Origin of the sequence: Streptococcus cristatus (assembly GCF_003943815.1) — a bacterium.
GTDB classification, from domain to species: domain Bacteria; phylum Bacillota; class Bacilli; order Lactobacillales; family Streptococcaceae; genus Streptococcus; species Streptococcus cristatus_F.
In genome coordinates, this window is the sequence record NZ_RJNA01000006.1 from 132,685 (window position 1) to 148,822 (window position 16,138).

At 40.8% G+C, this 16,138-nt stretch carries 21 protein-coding genes and 1 tRNA gene; 4 read left to right on the plus strand and 18 right to left on the minus strand.

Translation table 11 applies throughout. The features are described 5' to 3' along the window. Window positions 1-3: 3 nt before the first annotated feature. From ilvN to D8872_RS05645, 13 genes are all read right to left on the minus strand, one after another. Complete coding sequence (ilvN, locus tag D8872_RS05580; protein ID WP_005591757.1) at window positions 4-480, minus strand: acetolactate synthase small subunit; 477 nt, start codon at window positions 478-480, stop codon at window positions 4-6. Continuing rightward, window positions 473-2,173: an acetolactate synthase large subunit gene (locus D8872_RS05585; protein WP_005591756.1), complete on the minus strand. Its 1,701-nt coding sequence runs from the start codon at window positions 2,171-2,173 to the stop codon at window positions 473-475. The genes ilvN and D8872_RS05585 overlap by 8 nt, the downstream gene beginning before the upstream one ends. A gap of 161 nt (window positions 2,174-2,334) precedes the next feature. Then, window positions 2,335-2,934 (minus strand): response regulator transcription factor, encoded by a 600-nt coding sequence (locus D8872_RS05590; RefSeq protein WP_125390245.1) that lies wholly within the window; start codon window positions 2,932-2,934, stop codon window positions 2,335-2,337. After that, complete coding sequence (locus D8872_RS05595) at window positions 2,931-4,037, minus strand: sensor histidine kinase (protein WP_125390246.1); 1,107 nt, start codon at window positions 4,035-4,037, stop codon at window positions 2,931-2,933. The genes D8872_RS05590 and D8872_RS05595 overlap by 4 nt, the downstream gene beginning before the upstream one ends. Window positions 4,038-4,041: 4 nt before the next feature. Beyond that, window positions 4,042-4,776, minus strand: a complete 735-nt coding sequence (locus D8872_RS05600; RefSeq protein ID WP_125390247.1) for an ABC transporter permease — start codon at window positions 4,774-4,776, stop codon at window positions 4,042-4,044. Window positions 4,777-4,788: 12 nt separating this feature from the next. Beyond that, entirely contained in the window at window positions 4,789-5,664 is an 876-nt protein-coding gene (locus tag D8872_RS05605) for an ABC transporter ATP-binding protein (protein WP_125390248.1), read from the minus strand. Between the two features lie 183 nt (window positions 5,665-5,847). After that, a complete protein-coding gene (locus D8872_RS10830) occupies window positions 5,848-6,024 on the minus strand; it encodes a hypothetical protein (protein WP_185761398.1) in 177 nt (58 codons plus the stop codon). Between the two features lie 147 nt (window positions 6,025-6,171). Beyond that, window positions 6,172-6,768, minus strand: a complete 597-nt coding sequence (locus tag D8872_RS05615) for an SP0191 family lipoprotein (protein WP_125390250.1) — start codon at window positions 6,766-6,768, stop codon at window positions 6,172-6,174. 261 nt (window positions 6,769-7,029) lie between these two features. Further along, window positions 7,030-8,694 (minus strand): fatty acid kinase ATP-binding subunit FakA, encoded by a 1,665-nt coding sequence (gene fakA / locus D8872_RS05625; protein WP_125390251.1) that lies wholly within the window; start codon window positions 8,692-8,694, stop codon window positions 7,030-7,032. A gap of 2 nt (window positions 8,695-8,696) precedes the next feature. After that, window positions 8,697-9,062, minus strand: coding sequence for an Asp23/Gls24 family envelope stress response protein (locus D8872_RS05630; protein ID WP_005591747.1), 366 nt, complete (start codon window positions 9,060-9,062; stop codon window positions 8,697-8,699). Between the two features lie 145 nt (window positions 9,063-9,207). Then, on the minus strand, window positions 9,208-9,396 hold the full coding sequence (gene rpmB, locus D8872_RS05635; protein ID WP_001140948.1) for a 50S ribosomal protein L28: 189 nt from the start codon (window positions 9,394-9,396) through the stop codon (window positions 9,208-9,210). Between the two features lie 135 nt (window positions 9,397-9,531). Next, entirely contained in the window at window positions 9,532-10,197 is a 666-nt protein-coding gene (locus D8872_RS05640; protein WP_125390252.1) for a LiaF transmembrane domain-containing protein, read from the minus strand. 5 nt (window positions 10,198-10,202) lie between these two features. Next, entirely contained in the window at window positions 10,203-10,649 is a 447-nt protein-coding gene (locus D8872_RS05645) for a LytTR family DNA-binding domain-containing protein (protein ID WP_062123568.1), read from the minus strand. Window positions 10,650-11,053: 404 nt separating this feature from the next. On the opposite strand from D8872_RS05645, the gene D8872_RS05650 reads away from it, so the two are divergent. Then, on the plus strand, window positions 11,054-11,317 hold the full coding sequence (locus tag D8872_RS05650) for a SemiSWEET family transporter (protein ID WP_005591744.1): 264 nt from the start codon (window positions 11,054-11,056) through the stop codon (window positions 11,315-11,317). A gap of 53 nt (window positions 11,318-11,370) precedes the next feature. Here D8872_RS05650 and D8872_RS05655 read toward each other — a convergent pair. Then, window positions 11,371-11,443 (minus strand) — tRNA-Thr (locus D8872_RS05655). 241 nt (window positions 11,444-11,684) lie between these two features. On the opposite strand from D8872_RS05655, the gene D8872_RS05660 reads away from it, so the two are divergent. From D8872_RS05660 to D8872_RS05670, 3 genes are all read left to right on the plus strand, one after another. Beyond that, window positions 11,685-12,137: a DUF3290 family protein gene (locus D8872_RS05660; RefSeq protein ID WP_048792275.1), complete on the plus strand. Its 453-nt coding sequence runs from the start codon at window positions 11,685-11,687 to the stop codon at window positions 12,135-12,137. Continuing rightward, on the plus strand, window positions 12,137-12,766 hold the full coding sequence (locus tag D8872_RS05665; RefSeq protein ID WP_125390253.1) for a DUF421 domain-containing protein: 630 nt from the start codon (window positions 12,137-12,139) through the stop codon (window positions 12,764-12,766). The genes D8872_RS05660 and D8872_RS05665 overlap by 1 nt, the downstream gene beginning before the upstream one ends. A 136-nt stretch (window positions 12,767-12,902) precedes the next feature. Continuing rightward, window positions 12,903-13,106, plus strand: coding sequence for a CsbD family protein (locus D8872_RS05670; protein WP_048766472.1), 204 nt, complete (start codon window positions 12,903-12,905; stop codon window positions 13,104-13,106). Between the two features lie 842 nt (window positions 13,107-13,948). On the opposite strand, the gene D8872_RS05675 is transcribed toward D8872_RS05670, so the two are convergent. Genes D8872_RS05675 through D8872_RS05690 form a run of 4 tightly spaced genes read right to left on the minus strand, consistent with a single transcriptional unit; the run spans window position 13,949 to window position 15,901 of the window. After that, window positions 13,949-14,998: a DUF389 domain-containing protein gene (locus D8872_RS05675; protein WP_125390254.1), complete on the minus strand. Its 1,050-nt coding sequence runs from the start codon at window positions 14,996-14,998 to the stop codon at window positions 13,949-13,951. Next, window positions 14,995-15,318: a potassium channel family protein gene (locus D8872_RS05680; protein ID WP_000825751.1), complete on the minus strand. Its 324-nt coding sequence runs from the start codon at window positions 15,316-15,318 to the stop codon at window positions 14,995-14,997. The genes D8872_RS05675 and D8872_RS05680 overlap by 4 nt, the downstream gene beginning before the upstream one ends. Next, entirely contained in the window at window positions 15,315-15,674 is a 360-nt protein-coding gene (locus tag D8872_RS05685; RefSeq protein ID WP_000397555.1) for a hypothetical protein, read from the minus strand. Before D8872_RS05685 ends, D8872_RS05680 begins: the two co-directional genes overlap by 4 nt. Then, the gene (locus tag D8872_RS05690) at window positions 15,599-15,901 is read right to left on the minus strand and encodes a TMEM175 family protein (RefSeq protein ID WP_006151097.1); all 303 of its coding nucleotides are present in this window, start codon (window positions 15,899-15,901) and stop codon (window positions 15,599-15,601) included. The genes D8872_RS05685 and D8872_RS05690 overlap by 76 nt, the downstream gene beginning before the upstream one ends. Window positions 15,902-16,138 lie beyond the last annotated feature (237 nt).

The following is a 16,138-nucleotide window of genomic DNA, read 5'->3' on the forward strand; positions in this document are numbered from 1 at the left end:
GTGTTAATCACGGGTAAAGCCAGTTGCCCCAGTCCGTGCGATATTGCGAATGCCGTAAGGACGGATGACTCGTAAGAGCGCTTCGCTCTTTTCTGCATCGCCCGTCATCTGGATAGTGATCGAGCTTGGTGCCACATCGACTACCGTTGCACGGAAAGGCTGGATAATGGCCAAGATTTCTGCACGCTTAGCAACTGGTGCCGATACCTTGATTAAAATAACTTCTCGCTCTAGGTGAGGATGATCTGTAATATCTCGCACCCGAATCACATCAATTTGGCGATTAAGCTGCTTGATAATCTGCTCCACTTCATTGAGGGAATTTACATCAATGATAATGGTGATCCGAGAAACATTTTCATCCTCTGTCGCACCGACAGAGATACTTTCGATATTGACCTGACGTCTGGAAAGCACACCAGTGAAGCGATTCAGAACACCCGAACGATTCTGGAGTTTAGCTGTCAACATTCTACGCATGGAACTTCACCCCCAACATCTCATGATTGCTCTTGCCAGCTGGCACCATTGGAAGCACGTGCTCCTTGCGGGAAATATCTACCTCTATAAACATCGGTATATCGTCCTTTAGGACTTCCAAATCTTGAGCAATGGTCTCGGGATTATCAAATTTATAGGATTTGACACCATAAGCCTGAGCCATCAGCTGAAAATCTGGCAAACTGTCAAAGACTGACTCGGAGGTACGCCCATCATAGAAGGCTTCCTGCCACTGGCGAACCATACCCAACGAATGATTATTGAGCATGATGACCTTAATCGGAATCTTGTAGATATTAAGGATGGCCATCTCTTGATTGGTCATCTGGTAGCCACCGTCTCCAACGAAGAGAACTACTTCCTTATCTGGATTGGCAATCTTAGCCCCAATCGCTGCTGGAACACCAAAGCCCATGGTTCCAAGACCACCAGACGTAACTAACTGACGTTCGTTTCTATAAGGATAATACTGGGCTGTCCACATTTGGTGCTGGCCGACGTCCGTTACCACAATGGCATCGCCCTTGGTCAACTCCCCCACGCGCTCAATAACAGCCTGAGGTTGGACAACTCGTTCCTTCTTATCATAGGAGCGCACCCGCTCCTTGTCTCGTGTCACCTTTTCTATCCACTTGCTGGTATTGTTGTGCACTTGCTCTTCTTCAAGCAACATTTGCAAAGCTTTCTTGGCATCTCCTACAATAGGAATATCCACGCTGATTATTTTACCGATCTCTGCTGGATCGATATCAATGTGGGCCACCTTAGCGCTTTTAGCAAAGGTTTTAGGATTACCAGTCAGACGGTCATCAAAACGACATCCAATGCTAATCATGAAGTCCGCTTCCGTCATCGCAATATTAGCCGCGAAAGAACCATGCATGCCACCCATACCCAAGAACAAAGGATGATCTGTCGCAATCGTTCCCTGACCCAACAATGAGGTCACTACTGGAATCTGATACCGCTCTGCAAAAGCAACCATCTCCGCTGCTGCCCCTGCATAGCTAATACCACCACCAGAAAGAAGAACAGGTTTTTTAGCCTTGGAAAGCTGTTTAAGAATCTTCTTAATCTGTAATTCATTAGGCTCAATTGTCGGTTGATAGCTTGGCAGATGTAACTGAGTGTCATAGATAAAGTCCGTATCCAGCGCTGAGACATCCTTTGGCAAATCAATGACGACTGGCCCTGGACGACCTGTGGTCGCAATATGAATGGCCTCTGTAATGATTCTTGGTATGTCTGCCGTCTCCCGTACCTGATAATTGTACTTAGTGATGGGAGTAGTAATACCGACAATGTCGGCTTCTTGAAAGGCATCCTTACCAATGCCTGGTGTCGCTACCTGCCCAGTAAAAACCAAAAGGGGAACACTGTCACTCATAGCATCAGCGATCCCAGTAATAGCATTGGTTGCCCCCGGACCACTGGTTACAACGGCCACACCAATTTTCCCAGTAGACTTAGCGTAGCCTTCTGCTTCATGAACACACCCCTGCTCATGGCGACCAAGAATATGGCGGATACCTTTAAAGCTATAAATAGCATCATAGAGGGGCAAGACTGCACCACCAGGATAGCCAAAAATAGTATCAACACCAAGATTTTTCAAGGTTTCCAAGACCAGCTGCGAGCCGGACTTAGGAGTTTCTAATTGGATTCTTTCCATATTTCCCCTTTCATTTATTTACAATTTTCTAAAAATTCAAAAAGCTTTCTACTATGATAACATTTTTGAAAAAAATTGCAAGTATCGCGGATGTTTTTTTTCATTCTGATTGAAAAAGATAAGAAAATCCCGCTAAATCCGAATGTAGCGAGATAATTATTTTATATCCATCCTTGTTCTTGAGCAATCCGGACAGCTTCCGTACGATTGTCAGCTGCTAGCTTGGTCAGGATGGTCGACATATAGTTGCGAATAGTTCCATTTGATAAATAGAGTTTTTCAGCAATTTCTTTATTAGACAGCCCAGTTGCTGCTGCCTCTAAGACTAGAAGTTCCTGATGGGAGAGGGGATTTTTATGAGTCATCAGCACTTCCATAAGTTCAGGCGAGTATTCTTTTTGCCCAGCCAAGACAGTGTGGATGGTTTTCATCAGATCCGCAATGCTCCGTTCCTTGAGCACATAGGCATCCACATCCGCCTTAACCGCTCGCTCAAAATAACCCGGCCGCTTAAAAGTTGTCACAATGATAACCTTGACAGTTGGCTGGTATTCCTTAATCCATTCTAGAACATCCAGACCTGTCTGATAGGGCATTTCCACATCCAAGATGGCCACATCGACTGGATTGGTCTTGAGTAGCTCCATAGCTTCACGACCATCTGCCGCTTGAGAAACACTAGTAACATCCGGCTGCAACTGCAAGAGCTGGCTAAGGGCATCCCGCAACATACTCTGATCTTCTGCTAATAATATCTTCATCGCTCGTCCCCTTTAATCTCATACGGCAAGCGCACGCGAATAATGGTTGGCTTGTGATTGCTGATGACCTCCACGCTACCGTCAAGTCCCTCCAAGCGCTCACGTACCGAATGCAGCTCTCGGCCCGTCACTCGCTTAAAGCCTCGGCCGTCATCTTCAACTTCCAAGATCAAATCTCGGTTCTGACTATACAAATCAATCCTGGACCTCTTAGCCTCTGCATGCTTGATAATATTGGTTGCTAATTCCAGTAAAATCATACTAATGGTAAACTGCATTTCTGTAGGAATGCTGGCAACATTGAGCTGATTATGAAGCTCCAAGTCAATATCGCTCATTTCCAGCATGGTTCGGATTGTTGCTAATTCTTCATCCAGCGTCCGCGTCTTGAGATTGTCTACAATCCGTCGAACATCTGCCATGGCCTGCTTACTGATCCGTCGCACTTCCTCCATCTCTTTCTCCGCCTGCTCGTAGGCCTCCATTTGCAGGAATTGCTGGGCCAACTCCGTCTTGACACTGAGCATGGCAAAGGTATGCCCTAGACTATCATGTAAATCCCGTCCGATTCGATTGCGCTCATTTTCCGCTAGAAAGAGATTGAGCTGAGCATTTTGCTTACTTTTTTCTTCCTTGAGCTGTTCAGCAACTTGGATACGGTGCAGACCCAGCGTCAAGAAATCTGAAAAGAGAAAGGTCGTTGAGAAAAAGACCAGATAGCCAGTGTTCAATTGATGTTGCAGATACAACCCGACCAGAAGAGCCGGTTGGATAGCTAAGAAACTCCAGAAGCGCCAAGATGTAAAGGAAATTTCCTTATAATGATAAATTAGAAGATTTGATAAATAAAAAATATACCAAACGAAGCCCACATTCAGCCAAATGGGAGTGTAAAAAATGTAAGCAAGCATGCCCCACCAGGACAGAGCCTGGTAGAAAGGCTTTTTCTCCGTGAGGATGGTGTAATAGCCCCCGATAAACAATGCTGTCCAAAGCAAAGTCAAAAGCGGGTATTCACCACTGATGACACCCGCTATTGGAAAGATGATAAAGACCAGAGAAATATGAAACATATGATGTATGTTTTTGAATTTTTCCCACATAGAATTATTTAACCTCAATCCGTTTTTTGAGCTGAAGGACTAAAATGCTAAAGAAAATGGTGTAGGCTAGGACGATTAGCATAGCAGACACATTCCAGTCATGGTGTTCCAAATAGGAAGAGACCACCTGCATGAGCTGATAGCTCGGCGTTAGCTTGCCGATGGATTGCAACCAGTCTGGAAACATGGTCAGAGGAAACCAAAGACCACCCAAGACCGCTAAAGCCATATAAACGATATTGCCTACGACCGACATGAGCTGGGCACTGGGCAGGAGACTGATCAAGACACCCATGGCGATAAAGACCATACTGCCGACCAAAAGAATTAGAGCAATCGCCAGCCAGTCCATCATGGGCACATTGACTCCACGAACGAAATGTCCGACAGAGAAGACCACGATGATGGAAAGCAGAAAGGTCAGTAAAGTACTAAAAAGCTTTGATATATAATATTCTACCATAGAAACAGGCGAATGCTGAATCAATTTTTGCCAGTTATTGGTCTTGTCCGACTGCAAGGTGCTAGGAATGCTAAAAAAGGCACTAGACATGATACTAAAAAGTGTCATAGAAAAGAGATAGGTTTGGAGCAAAAGCGCCGGTACATCAGAACCTGACATCATTCCTGAAAAGATCAGATAGAAAACGCTGGGTAGCCCGATAGAGAGCAGGTAGTAGGCTGCCTGCCGCTTCATCAAAATCAGCTCCATTTTCATTAAACTTGTCATATTTTTCATGATGCTGCTCCTTTACTCTTGTGTCGTCTCAAAAATACTATCCAGCAGGGTGCGATTGCGGACTTCGATTTCTTCAATCGTACAGCCATGCTCCTGCAGAATTTGCCAGACTTGACTGGCATCCTTGGCCGCAAAAGATAGAGCCTTTTGCTTGATTTCAATCTCTTTCACACCAGCTATCTTTTCCACAATTTCTTTATAAGAAAGCGGCAGGGTGAAGTGTTTTTCCTGCTCTTCCTTGCGCATGGCATAAGGCGTGGTGTCGCGGATGAGCTCTCCCTTATGAAGCACCAAAATCCGGTCAGCTGTATGCTCCACTTCTTCAATGTAGTGGGAAGAATAGACAATGGTCACACCTTGCTTCTTGAGCTGGTCCACAATTTCCCAGAAATGCTGGCGAGTCGAGGTATCCATGGCCGAAGTCGGTTCATCCAAGAAGAGGATCTTTGGACGGCCAATCAAGGCTAAGATAAAGGAGAAGAGACGTTTTTGACCACCAGAGAGCTTGGAAGCCAGCTGGTTCTTTTGCTTGTCAGAAAAGCCCAATAAGGCATCGATTTCCTCTTCAGTCAGGCTATTAGGATAGATAGAGCAAAAGAAAGAGAGGAGTTCCTTGACTTTCAAATCCCCCACCACTGTATTTTCCTGAGGCAAAATGGCAACCATCTCTTTTAAACGATTATCCGTCGGCTTTAACCCCTGAACTAGGGCTTGACCAGAAGTCAGGAATTTATCGCCTAGGAGACAATCCATCAGAGTTGTTTTGCCAGCTCCGTTAGGGCCAATCAGAGCCACACAATCCCCTTCTTCAATGTCAAAGGAAATGTGACGCAAGATTTCCTTTCCCCGAATGCTTTTAGATAGCTTTTTCACTTCAATCAATTTCATGATCTTCCTCCTTAATAAAATCATAGATGAGCGGCCAGATGACAAAGACAACTAGAATCACTCCCCATACTCCTATATAAAATTGCCGGGGTAGAAATCCCAACAGAAAACCCGGTATCATCTGAAAACACCATACACCCATTGCAACTCCAATGAATAAGAGGGTCAAGTGCTTTTTCATTTCTACTTTGCCCTTCTGCTTAACTTAGCCACTTCCTTTAGGACATAGCTAGCCATTCCTAAGCTAGCAAAAATCTCCCAAGGAAAGCGATAAAGACTTGCTCCGCTCATTCTCGCCAACTGATAAAACATCATCCCAACAAGACTCAAGACTGCTACCTTTATCAACCATATTTTCATGTAACTACTCCCTATTTCTTCATTTCTTACTTGTATTATAAAACTTCCTGCATCTTCCGACTAGATGATTTTGTCACTAGACCATATGACAAATGTCATGGTTTCAGGCAACAAAAAAAGACGAGATGACTCGCCTTTTAAATATTCTTATTCTTCTTTCAAGCCGCCTAATTTCATACCTAAAATAAACATTGAAGGAGAGGCGTCTTTTATGTCATTAAGTCCCAATTCTTTAAAGAAAGATAGGCTTGCTACTTTCGCTATATCCATTTTCTCAAAATCCAGATCAACTATGGCCTGTAATTTCTTATCAGCTGTTACGGAGTATTCAATCGTCACTCCTTCCATATTCCTAGCTTCCACGTAGTTTGGTTCTGATTCCATTCCTTCTCGAATGATAGCTGTCATTTCCTCTGGGCTCATAGTAGCTGCAGCACCACTGGCTTCTTCTGGCAAATTACTCAACAGTTCCATTCGAAGTTTCAAGAGTTTATCTCCTCGATAGGTCACCGTATCACGATGATGGATGCCTTTGAGGTCTCCGACCAAGGTTTTAGAGACAATAGCTGTACTTTCAGAAGAAGCACTCGTAGAGGAGTCACTTGAGCTTGAGCTCGAGCTAGAACTTGTTTTAGCAACTTTTGATTCAGCTGGAACTTTCGGACGATGCTTGCCAGATTTTGGAAAGACGCAACCTGTCAATAACACAGAAGCAGAAATAACTAGAATAAATAACTTTTTCATAGTACACCTTTTCTTTTTATTTTTTCCAGTATACCATAATGCCACTATCTTGTCTAAATCTTACATATAAAAAAATCAAAAAGCTGGGACAAAAGTCCCAGCCTCTCAATTGTCTTTGGATTGTCGAGCAAGACGCGGTGGTTGAGTGGGCTCTAATACGCTGATTTCATCAACTTTTACAGCCCTACTCAACTGTGCGGAGGTGGGACGACGAAATCGAATTCTAACGAATTACCGATTTCTGTCCCACTCTCAAATAAATTATTCTACACTAAAAATATATGGATAAACTGGCTGATTTCCTTGGTGGATCTCGACTTCTAGATCTTCATATTCTTCCATTAGATCTTGAGCCAAGCCATTTGCTAATTCCTCGTCACCATCTTCACCGATATAGATAGAAACAATTTCACTGTCCTCATCCAACATCTTCGCAAAAGTTGCCTTCAGAGTTGTCAACATATCTGGATTTGACACAAGGATTTTGCCATCAACCATACCCAAGTTATCATTTTCATGGATTTCGAGGCCATCAATGGTCGTATCACGAACTGCAGTCGTAATGCTACCGCTGACCACGTCGCTCAAGGCAGCTGTCATTCGCTCATGGTTCTCTTCAATGGTTTTTCCACTATCAAAGGCCAAAAGACTTGTCAAACCTTGAGGAAGCGTGCGTGTTTCAATGACAGTCGTCGGTTGCTCAAGCACTTCTGCCGCAGATTGAGCTGCCATAAAGATATTTTTGTTGTTTGGCAAGAAAATGATATTGCGCGCATTCACCTGGTCAACAGCCTTGATAAAGTCCTCTGTAGAAGGGTTCATAGTCTGACCACCAGAAATGATATAATCCACGCCCTGAGCCTTGAAGATTTCAGCAAGACCTTCACCAGCTACTACTGCAATAATAGCGTACTCTTTTTCTTCAGCTGGTTTAGCAGATTTTTCTTCCTTTTCAAGCTGGGCTTCGTGCTGGTTGCGCATATTGTCCACTTTTACCTTGACAAGGCTACCATACTTCAGCCCTTCTTGCATAACAAGACCTGGATCTTCTGTATGGACGTGCACTTTCACGATTTCATCATCATTAACTACCAGCAATGAATCGCCAAGCTCATTCAAATAATTACGGAATTCATCATAGTCAAAGTCCTTGACATAGGTTGGTCCTTGCTTCAAAGCCACCATGATTTCTGTACAATAACCAAAAGTGATGTCTTCTGTCGCCACGTGGCCTGCTACAGACTTGTGGTGTTCAGCATTGATCATCTGGCTCATCGTAGCCGGAGTCGCTTGGAAATCTTCTGATGCGATGTATTCGCCAGTCAGAGCAGATAGGAAGCCTTCATAGATAAAGACCAAACCTTGACCACCAGAGTCCACAACGCCAACTTCCTTGAGAACTGGCAACATATCTGGCGTTTTAGCAAGGGCAGCCTTTGCTCCTTCAAGAGCCGCTTTCATAACTTCGACAGCATCATTTGTCGCTTCAGCTTTCTTTTTAGCACCAATGGCCGCACCACGAGAAACAGTCAGAATTGTTCCCTCAACTGGCTTCATAACAGCCTTATAGGCCACTTCTACACCAGATTGGAAAGCAAGAGCCAAAGCTTGTCCATCAAGCTCATCTTTGCCTTTTACGCTTTGCGAAAAACCACGGAAGAGTTGAGACGTGATAACACCAGAGTTCCCACGCGCACCCATCAAGAGTCCCTTGGCAAAGATAGCGGCCACTTCACCAACTGTTGATGCTGACTTATCAGCTACTTCTTTGGCACCATTTTCAATGGTCATGCCCATATTCGTTCCTGTGTCACCATCTGGAACTGGGAAAACATTTAAAGAATTGACATATTCAGCCTGTTTATTTAAACGAGTTGATGCCGCCTGCACCATTTCTTGAAATAAACTAGTAGTAATATTTGACACGATTATTCTCCTACAACTTTAATATTTTGGATATAGACATTCACTGTGTGGGCAGTGATCCCAAGTTGATTTTCCAAACTAAACTTAACGCGTTCTTGGATATTCTTGGAAACTTCACTGATTTTAATGCCGTAGCTCAAAACGGTATAAACATCAACTGCAATACCACCATCCTCAGACGTTTTTACTACCACACCCTTGGCATAGTTTTCTTTACCCAAAAGAGCTTGAAAGTTATCTTTAATTGCATTTTTGCTGGCCATTCCAACCACACCAAAAATTTCGGTTGCTGCACCGCCAACGATTGTCGCAATCACGTCATCAGTCAGCTCAATTTGACCATCTTTTGTATTGATTTTTACAGTCATCACTCGTACCTCAAAAGTATTTTATAGTTTATTTTACCATATTTTAGACAGAGTGTAAAAGAGGAAGGACAGAAATAAACTGTCTAGTCTGAAAATTCAACAACAAAAAAGGGAAGGAATAAATCTTTCCAATCCCTTTCATGTATTAAACGCGTTCAACTTTACCTGACTTAAGCGCGCGAGCTGAAGCCCAAACTTTTTTAGGTTTTCCGTCGATCAAAACAGTAACTTTTTGAAGATTTGGTTTAACAGCGCGTTTTGTTTGGTTCATCGCGTGAGAGCGGTTGTTTCCAGATACAGTCTTACGACCTGTAAAGTAACATACTTTAGCCATTAGTGTGTTTCCTCCTATTAGATCTAATATTACGGATGTGCTAGCACCACATACCGTACTATATTATCAAAAAACTTAGCTTTTGGCAAGTAAATTTTCCCAAACTTTGCAATTTCTGACCAATAATCCGTTTTCTTAAATGTAAACAATCTTCAAAGATCCAAAGGCGACGTTACCGCGCACATATAAAGTCTTATCTTTCTCATTGACATTATGCGGATTGACCACTGTACCGAAAGCATTGTCCACATTCAGCTCTACTTGCCAGTTGCTTGGAATGTAAAGTACCGCACTACCGAAAGATACTTCCACATCAAAACTAGCAGAATCACCTAAAATTCTGGCATTATCAAAATAGACAGCCGCACTGCCAAAAGAACACTCTACTTTATCATGGATAAAATTATCCGAGTTGATATAGCGAGTGCCGCTGCCAAAGGAAATCTCTCCTTCCTTTGTAGACAAGCCCTTGCCAGACAAATAACGGACACCCCAGATCCTTCCTGGCTTGAAAATCATGTTAAGCCCAATGCAGGCCAAAACACCACCCATTACTAAGGTGCCTGTAGAGATTGCCAAGAAGTGATAGACAGAATTAGCAATTATCAGAGCAATAATCGTCATGATCAGAGCAGCACCAAAATCTCGCTCTAAGAAATTTTCCAAGGCAAAATACGCAAACATGCCGACCAAAAGTAAGGGCCAGATATTAAAATTGAACATGGGAATACCGAAATTTCCCTGAAGCAAAACCCAGCCGGCTAAAACCAAAAAACCGACACCTAGAATTGTTTTTTTCATGATGATTACCTCACTTCACTTAACTTTTCTTTTAGTAGTTGATAATAATGTCTTGAAACATGCACTTTTTTATGCGTTTCAGAAAACTGGACGGAACTGGTACCCGAGAAAGACTTTTCTAGAGAATAAATCGCCCTAGCATTAGCAATGGTTGATTTGGAAATTCTGCAAAAATAGCGAGGCAGCAATTCCTCCAACTTATAGAGTTTCAACTTGACCTCATAGGCATCATTGCGCGCGTGGGCAAAGATTTTGGCTCCATCGGTCTCGAAAAAAAGAATCTCCGCCAAGTCCACAAAATACTCACTATTTTCCTTATAAAAGAGAATGGCTGGAGCAGTCGCTTCATTCAAAGCATCTTGAATCTTCTGAATCCTCTCATCAATCCGCGATACTCGAATCACCAATTCTGTATCAGCCAAACGATCGTCTAGCTCAATCCGAATCTTCATAAGCACTCCTCCCCTCTTTCTATCTTCATTATAACAATTTCTTGAAAAGAAACAAGGGACTTTCAGTAAGTGGTCAATTTGGAGCAGTAAGTGGTTATTTTAAAAGATTAAAATGAAATCAAAAATCTTGAATTTTCCCAGCATAAGGCTTCAAAGAAATTAATCATTACCCATTTTTATCAACACGACAATACTGATTTACTACTATTTCTATGATCATAAGCTCTCTATCCAGCCTAACAATGGATAAACCAGGTATGAACAATTCTAACGCTCCTTCTCAAACCACACTTGGCTATTTCGCTTAGTTTTAGATAAAAACTAAAACCTATTCTCCATACTGGCTTACGTCTCATTTGACAATTTTTTCCGTTTTGATATAATGGACGCTAAGGAGGTATCGTATGTCAAAACAAAAAATTAATCGTTTTGTCGGATCTATTGGAGCTTTTATTGGAATTCTTGTATTCGTCGCTTATATTCCACAAATTATCGCAAACTTACAAGGATCCAAAGCTCAACCTTTCCAACCACTATTCGCAGCAGTTTCTTGCCTGATTTGGGTTATCTACGGTTGGACAAAAGAACCTAAAAAAGACTGGATCCTCATTATTCCCAATGCTGCGGGGGTGATATTAGGTGGCCTAACTTTTCTTACTTCTTTATAAGAATTATATAAACAAAACCAGCAACCCCATAAAAAAGGTGCTGGTTTTCTTTCTGCCGATTGCAGGGATCGAACCTGTGACCTACGCGTTACGAGTGCGTTGCTCTACCAACTGAGCTAAATCGGCCTCTACCTATCTCCTATTCTAGCACTCTGAATGATTTTGTCAAGTTCTATTGGCAGTTTGGAAACTCGAATGAAGCAAATATTTTACCTGAGAATATACAGTATCTTTTTGAAAGATCACCAGCAGTCAAACTCATATTTCAAACAAGTTCTAGAAAACCTTATTTTTCCGATATAAAGCTATTGATGTAGCCGCTAAATTGTTTTATAATAGCTTGAATTCAAAAAAAGTGAGGGATCTTATGAAATTCTATTCATATGACTATGTACTGAGTCAGATTAGCCAGCAGAATTGGGTGATGGTGATTATATCAGCCTGCTTGGTTTTAGTGACGGGATTTTTCGCCTTTAAGGCCTATAAAGATAAACGAGGAAGTAAGTTCCGTGAGTTATCCATTATTTCTATCTTGTCCCTAGTAGCCACTGTTTTGATTAGCATTACTAACTTCCAAAACAATCAGTCAAATGACAATCAATTCCGTAGCTCCTTGCATTTTATTGAGGTTGTCTCAAAAGAATTAGGCGTTGAGAAGGAAAAAGTCTACGTCAACACTTCAGCTACAACAGATGGAGCTATCATTAAGGTTGGCAAACAATTCTACCGTGCTATTAGCGGAACCGATCAGGATAGCTATTTATTGGAAAAAATGGAACTGTACAAATCAGACGTTGAACTCGTGGAGGTTGAAAAATAATGAGCTTTTTTATTACAATTGCAATTAAGTTAGCTTTGGGACTCGTTTCTCTCGTTTTTGTCATCAATATGACAGGTAAGGGAAATTTAGCACCAAGCTCTGCAACAGACCAAGTACAAAACTTTGTTCTCGGTGGCATTATCGGCGGGGTCATCTACAATAGCTCCATTACTATCCTTCAATATGCAATCATCCTAATCATCTGGACTATTCTGATTTTGCTCTTAAAATGGCTGAACACCAATGTTTCCTACATCAAACACCTGATTGACGGGAAGCCAACTATTATCATCAAAAACGGCAAACTAGATCCTGAAGCCTGCCGTTCAAAAGGCCTATCCGCATCAGACGTCGCTCTGAAATTACGCTCCCAAGGAGTCTTCCAACTGAAAGAAGTCAAAAGAGCTGTCATCGAGCAAAATGGTCAATTGATTATCGTAAGAATTGGCGACGAAAATCCGAAGTATCCAATCATTACGGATGGAGTTGTCCAGCTTGAAATTTTAGAATCTATTGGTAAGTCAGAAGAATGGTTGATGACCGAACTCCAAAAAGAAGGCTTTGAAAATGTCTCCGATATCTTCATTGCAGAATATGACAAAGGCGAAATTAATGTCGTGACTTATTAAAAATGTTTTGTCATTTCGTAGCAGTTATTTGCTTTTTCTTAGTAAAGAGTCTATACTTGTATGTATTATCTCGCTTGAATGAGTATCAAACCGCATCCAACTTAGATAATACATTTAATAAAGGGAGGAAATTTCCATGTCAATCGAAGAAAAATTCAACCAAGCTAAAGGTTCTCTCAAAGAAGGATTGGGAAAACTTACTGGCGATACAAAAACTCAAGCAGAAGGCACTGCTGAAAAACTAGCTTCAAAAGCGAAAGAAGTTGCTGAAGACGCAAAAGGCGCTGTTGAAGGTGCTATCGCAGGCGTTAAAAACATTATCAAAAAAGACGAAGAATAATCATCATCTGTCGTTCTTATAAAAAACACTCTTATCCTATGCTTTTAGCAGAACTAGGGATAAGGGTGTTTTTCTATATTGCTAAGGCATTGATTTTTCAGAATAGAACAAAAGAAGCCCAATAAGGAGAGGCTTGGAATATACGTAAATAAATTTTAACGTATTGAGGCAACTGACTCTGTCAGTTTGCAGCCACATTTGTAAGCGACTAAAGTCGCAACAACTATGTCAATTACACCAATTTAATATAAAAATACAAAAAGAACACCAAGAAAGGTGCTCTTTGTAAGTATAATAATTCTTTCGAATTAACGCTTACTAAATTGTGAAGCTTTACGTACTTTCTTAAGGCCTGGTTTGAAAGATTTTTCTTTGAATAAATTTCAAAAGCTTGTAATATCAATGTTTTCACAAGTTTTCAAAACTCAAAATTTCATCCAATTCCAACTAATCTCATCTGAATGGTGTGAACTTTATCCTAAAAATACACGAATTGAGCTGATAAATACTAAAAGTTCACACCATTAGTTAAATTATTTTTTGTTACATACATTTTTTTAGATGATATATCTCCTAATTTATTTCTTATAGCATTTGAGCAAACCTCCGTTATCAGAAAACAACCAGAAAGAAAAACCGCAAAATTAATATTTTCTTTCTGGTTGTTTTTTATAAATTGAATTTGCAGTAAAATACTTTACTCATTTACACTATCCCTTTCTTCTATGTACTTTCTTTCATCTAAAGAAAAACCTCGTATTCATCAATTTTATTTTGTTATAGGTAAGAAAGAAGAACAAACAAGAAAAACACGGCATAAAAACCTATTCAGTTCATCGTCCTCAATCCTTGTCTGCTTCATTTTCTTTTACGAGATCGTTTTGTGAATCTTTTTCAGAGAGTTTTTGATCGATATACTTGTCAATGTTTTCGTAAAATTCCTTGGTCGTCTCACTGTCTAATTTTGTCGAATTATGGACTTGATTGACTTTCAATTGAACAGATTGAATACCGTAAGAGTCTTGTTTTTGGCGAATGGTTTCTAATTCTTCTTCTGAAATCGGATCTCCAACAACTGTCAAGACCAATTCATTGCTACTTGACTTGTAGACTTGATTAATGATCGTATGATTGGCGAACTCTTTTCCTACAAACTGTTTGATCCCTTCTTTTCGTGCTTGATCCATCGTCAGAGTGACTGCTGAATAGCTGGCTGGAAGAACCAATAATACAATCAAGGAGATCAACCCAATTCTCATTTTCATGTTTAGCTCTTTAAATGAACTTAAGGGAGATTGTCTCATCATAATTCTTGTTCCAACAATATTGATTAGCATGATAAAGACACAGTTGATCAAGAAAAGATAGAGAGCCCCAAATAAAAATCGTACATTTCCATTAGCTAAACCATAGCCTGCAGTGCAGATAGGTGGCATCAGAGCTGTTGCAATGGCTACTCCTGGTACGATATTGTTTGCTTCTTTTTTCCTTGAACCAATAAAACCTGCTATCCCACCAGCAATAGCAATGAGAACATCCCAAATGGTTGGAGAGGTTCGTGCAATCAACTCGCTACTTGCATAAGATAAGGGAGAAATCCAGAAATACAGAGTCGAGACAAGCAAACTGACCAATACTTGAGTAAATAAAACCTCTAGAGATTGCTTGATTAAACGCGTATCAAAAATAGCTAAACCGAATCCCAGTCCAACAATCGGTGTCATGAGAGGTGAAATCAACATGGCTCCTATAATGACAGCTGTTGAATTCATATTTAGTCCGATAGAGGCAATAAAAATTGCACACATCAAAATCGCTGTATCTCTCAATCGAACATGAAGGTCATCGTATAATTTCTCACGGTATTCCCGTGTTGAATAATTGGCAGTCATTTGTCCTCTCCTCTTTCCTTATTTAAATTGGTATAATAATTAAAAATAACAGCTGATAAACAGCCAAAAAATATGAGCCCATAAATCGTCAAGAAGACACTGGTAATCCTTCCAATCAAGGTCACAGCTAGGAGATCCCCGTAGCCGACAGTCGTCGAAGTCACAAAAGCATACCAAAGACCGTCTCCGTAATTTGTGATAGCAGGTTCAACTAGGAAAAGCACGCCTCCTGACCCAAAAACAAAGGTCACAAAACTCAGAGCAAACCGAGTAAAACCCGTAACCTGCATAATATGCCATAACATTTTTAAACGTTTCATTTGTTCTCCTTATTCATACTAGCTCCTGACCGAGCCGTTTTTTTCCAATAATCAAAGTGAAGATAGGACATGATCTCCATCAGAGAAAGATAGACAAACTGATAGATCTGATTTAAGCTGATTATCAACTGATATTGTTTGAAAAATGACTGGAAGAAAGACCAGATATGACTGTCTTGAATCAGTCCCTTCTTAATATCAGACAGGATATTAGCTAAAGCTCCCAAGGACTGAAACGGTAAATCCTTGACATTTATATAGATCCGGTCCACCACATCATTCAGACTGGTATCTTGGATGGCATGAAATTCTCCAAAGAGAACTCCTGCCGCTCCAAGAGTAGAAACAAATTCCACCAAATAATTTCTGAGGAAATTTTCTCAACCTTTTCCCATAATGTGTTTAGTGCCATCCATAACGATCCCAACCAGAAAAAGGAAAGAAAACAAGCAAAGAAATTTTGCCGTAAATCCCAAAAAGCTTCAAGACTTGGTGTTGTTGGTTTTTCTAACTCTAAAACCAAGATGGTCATAATAATTGCTAGAACAGCATCTGTCAATACAATTAATCTGTCTTTCTTCATCGGATTGCATCCCCTTTCTTTTTTGTAACATTCTATCTTATCGCATAATATTGGATATTCTTTCATAATCCGACTACAAACAAAAATAAACCAAAAAGTATGTCCCTATTATACTATATTTAACTCTAGAAGTATTCATCCATCTAATTAATAAATATATCATATTTCACAATAAGTGAATACTATCAAAGATTCATCCCCTTGCACTTCATCATGTAGTGTTGCTTAGATTTATCA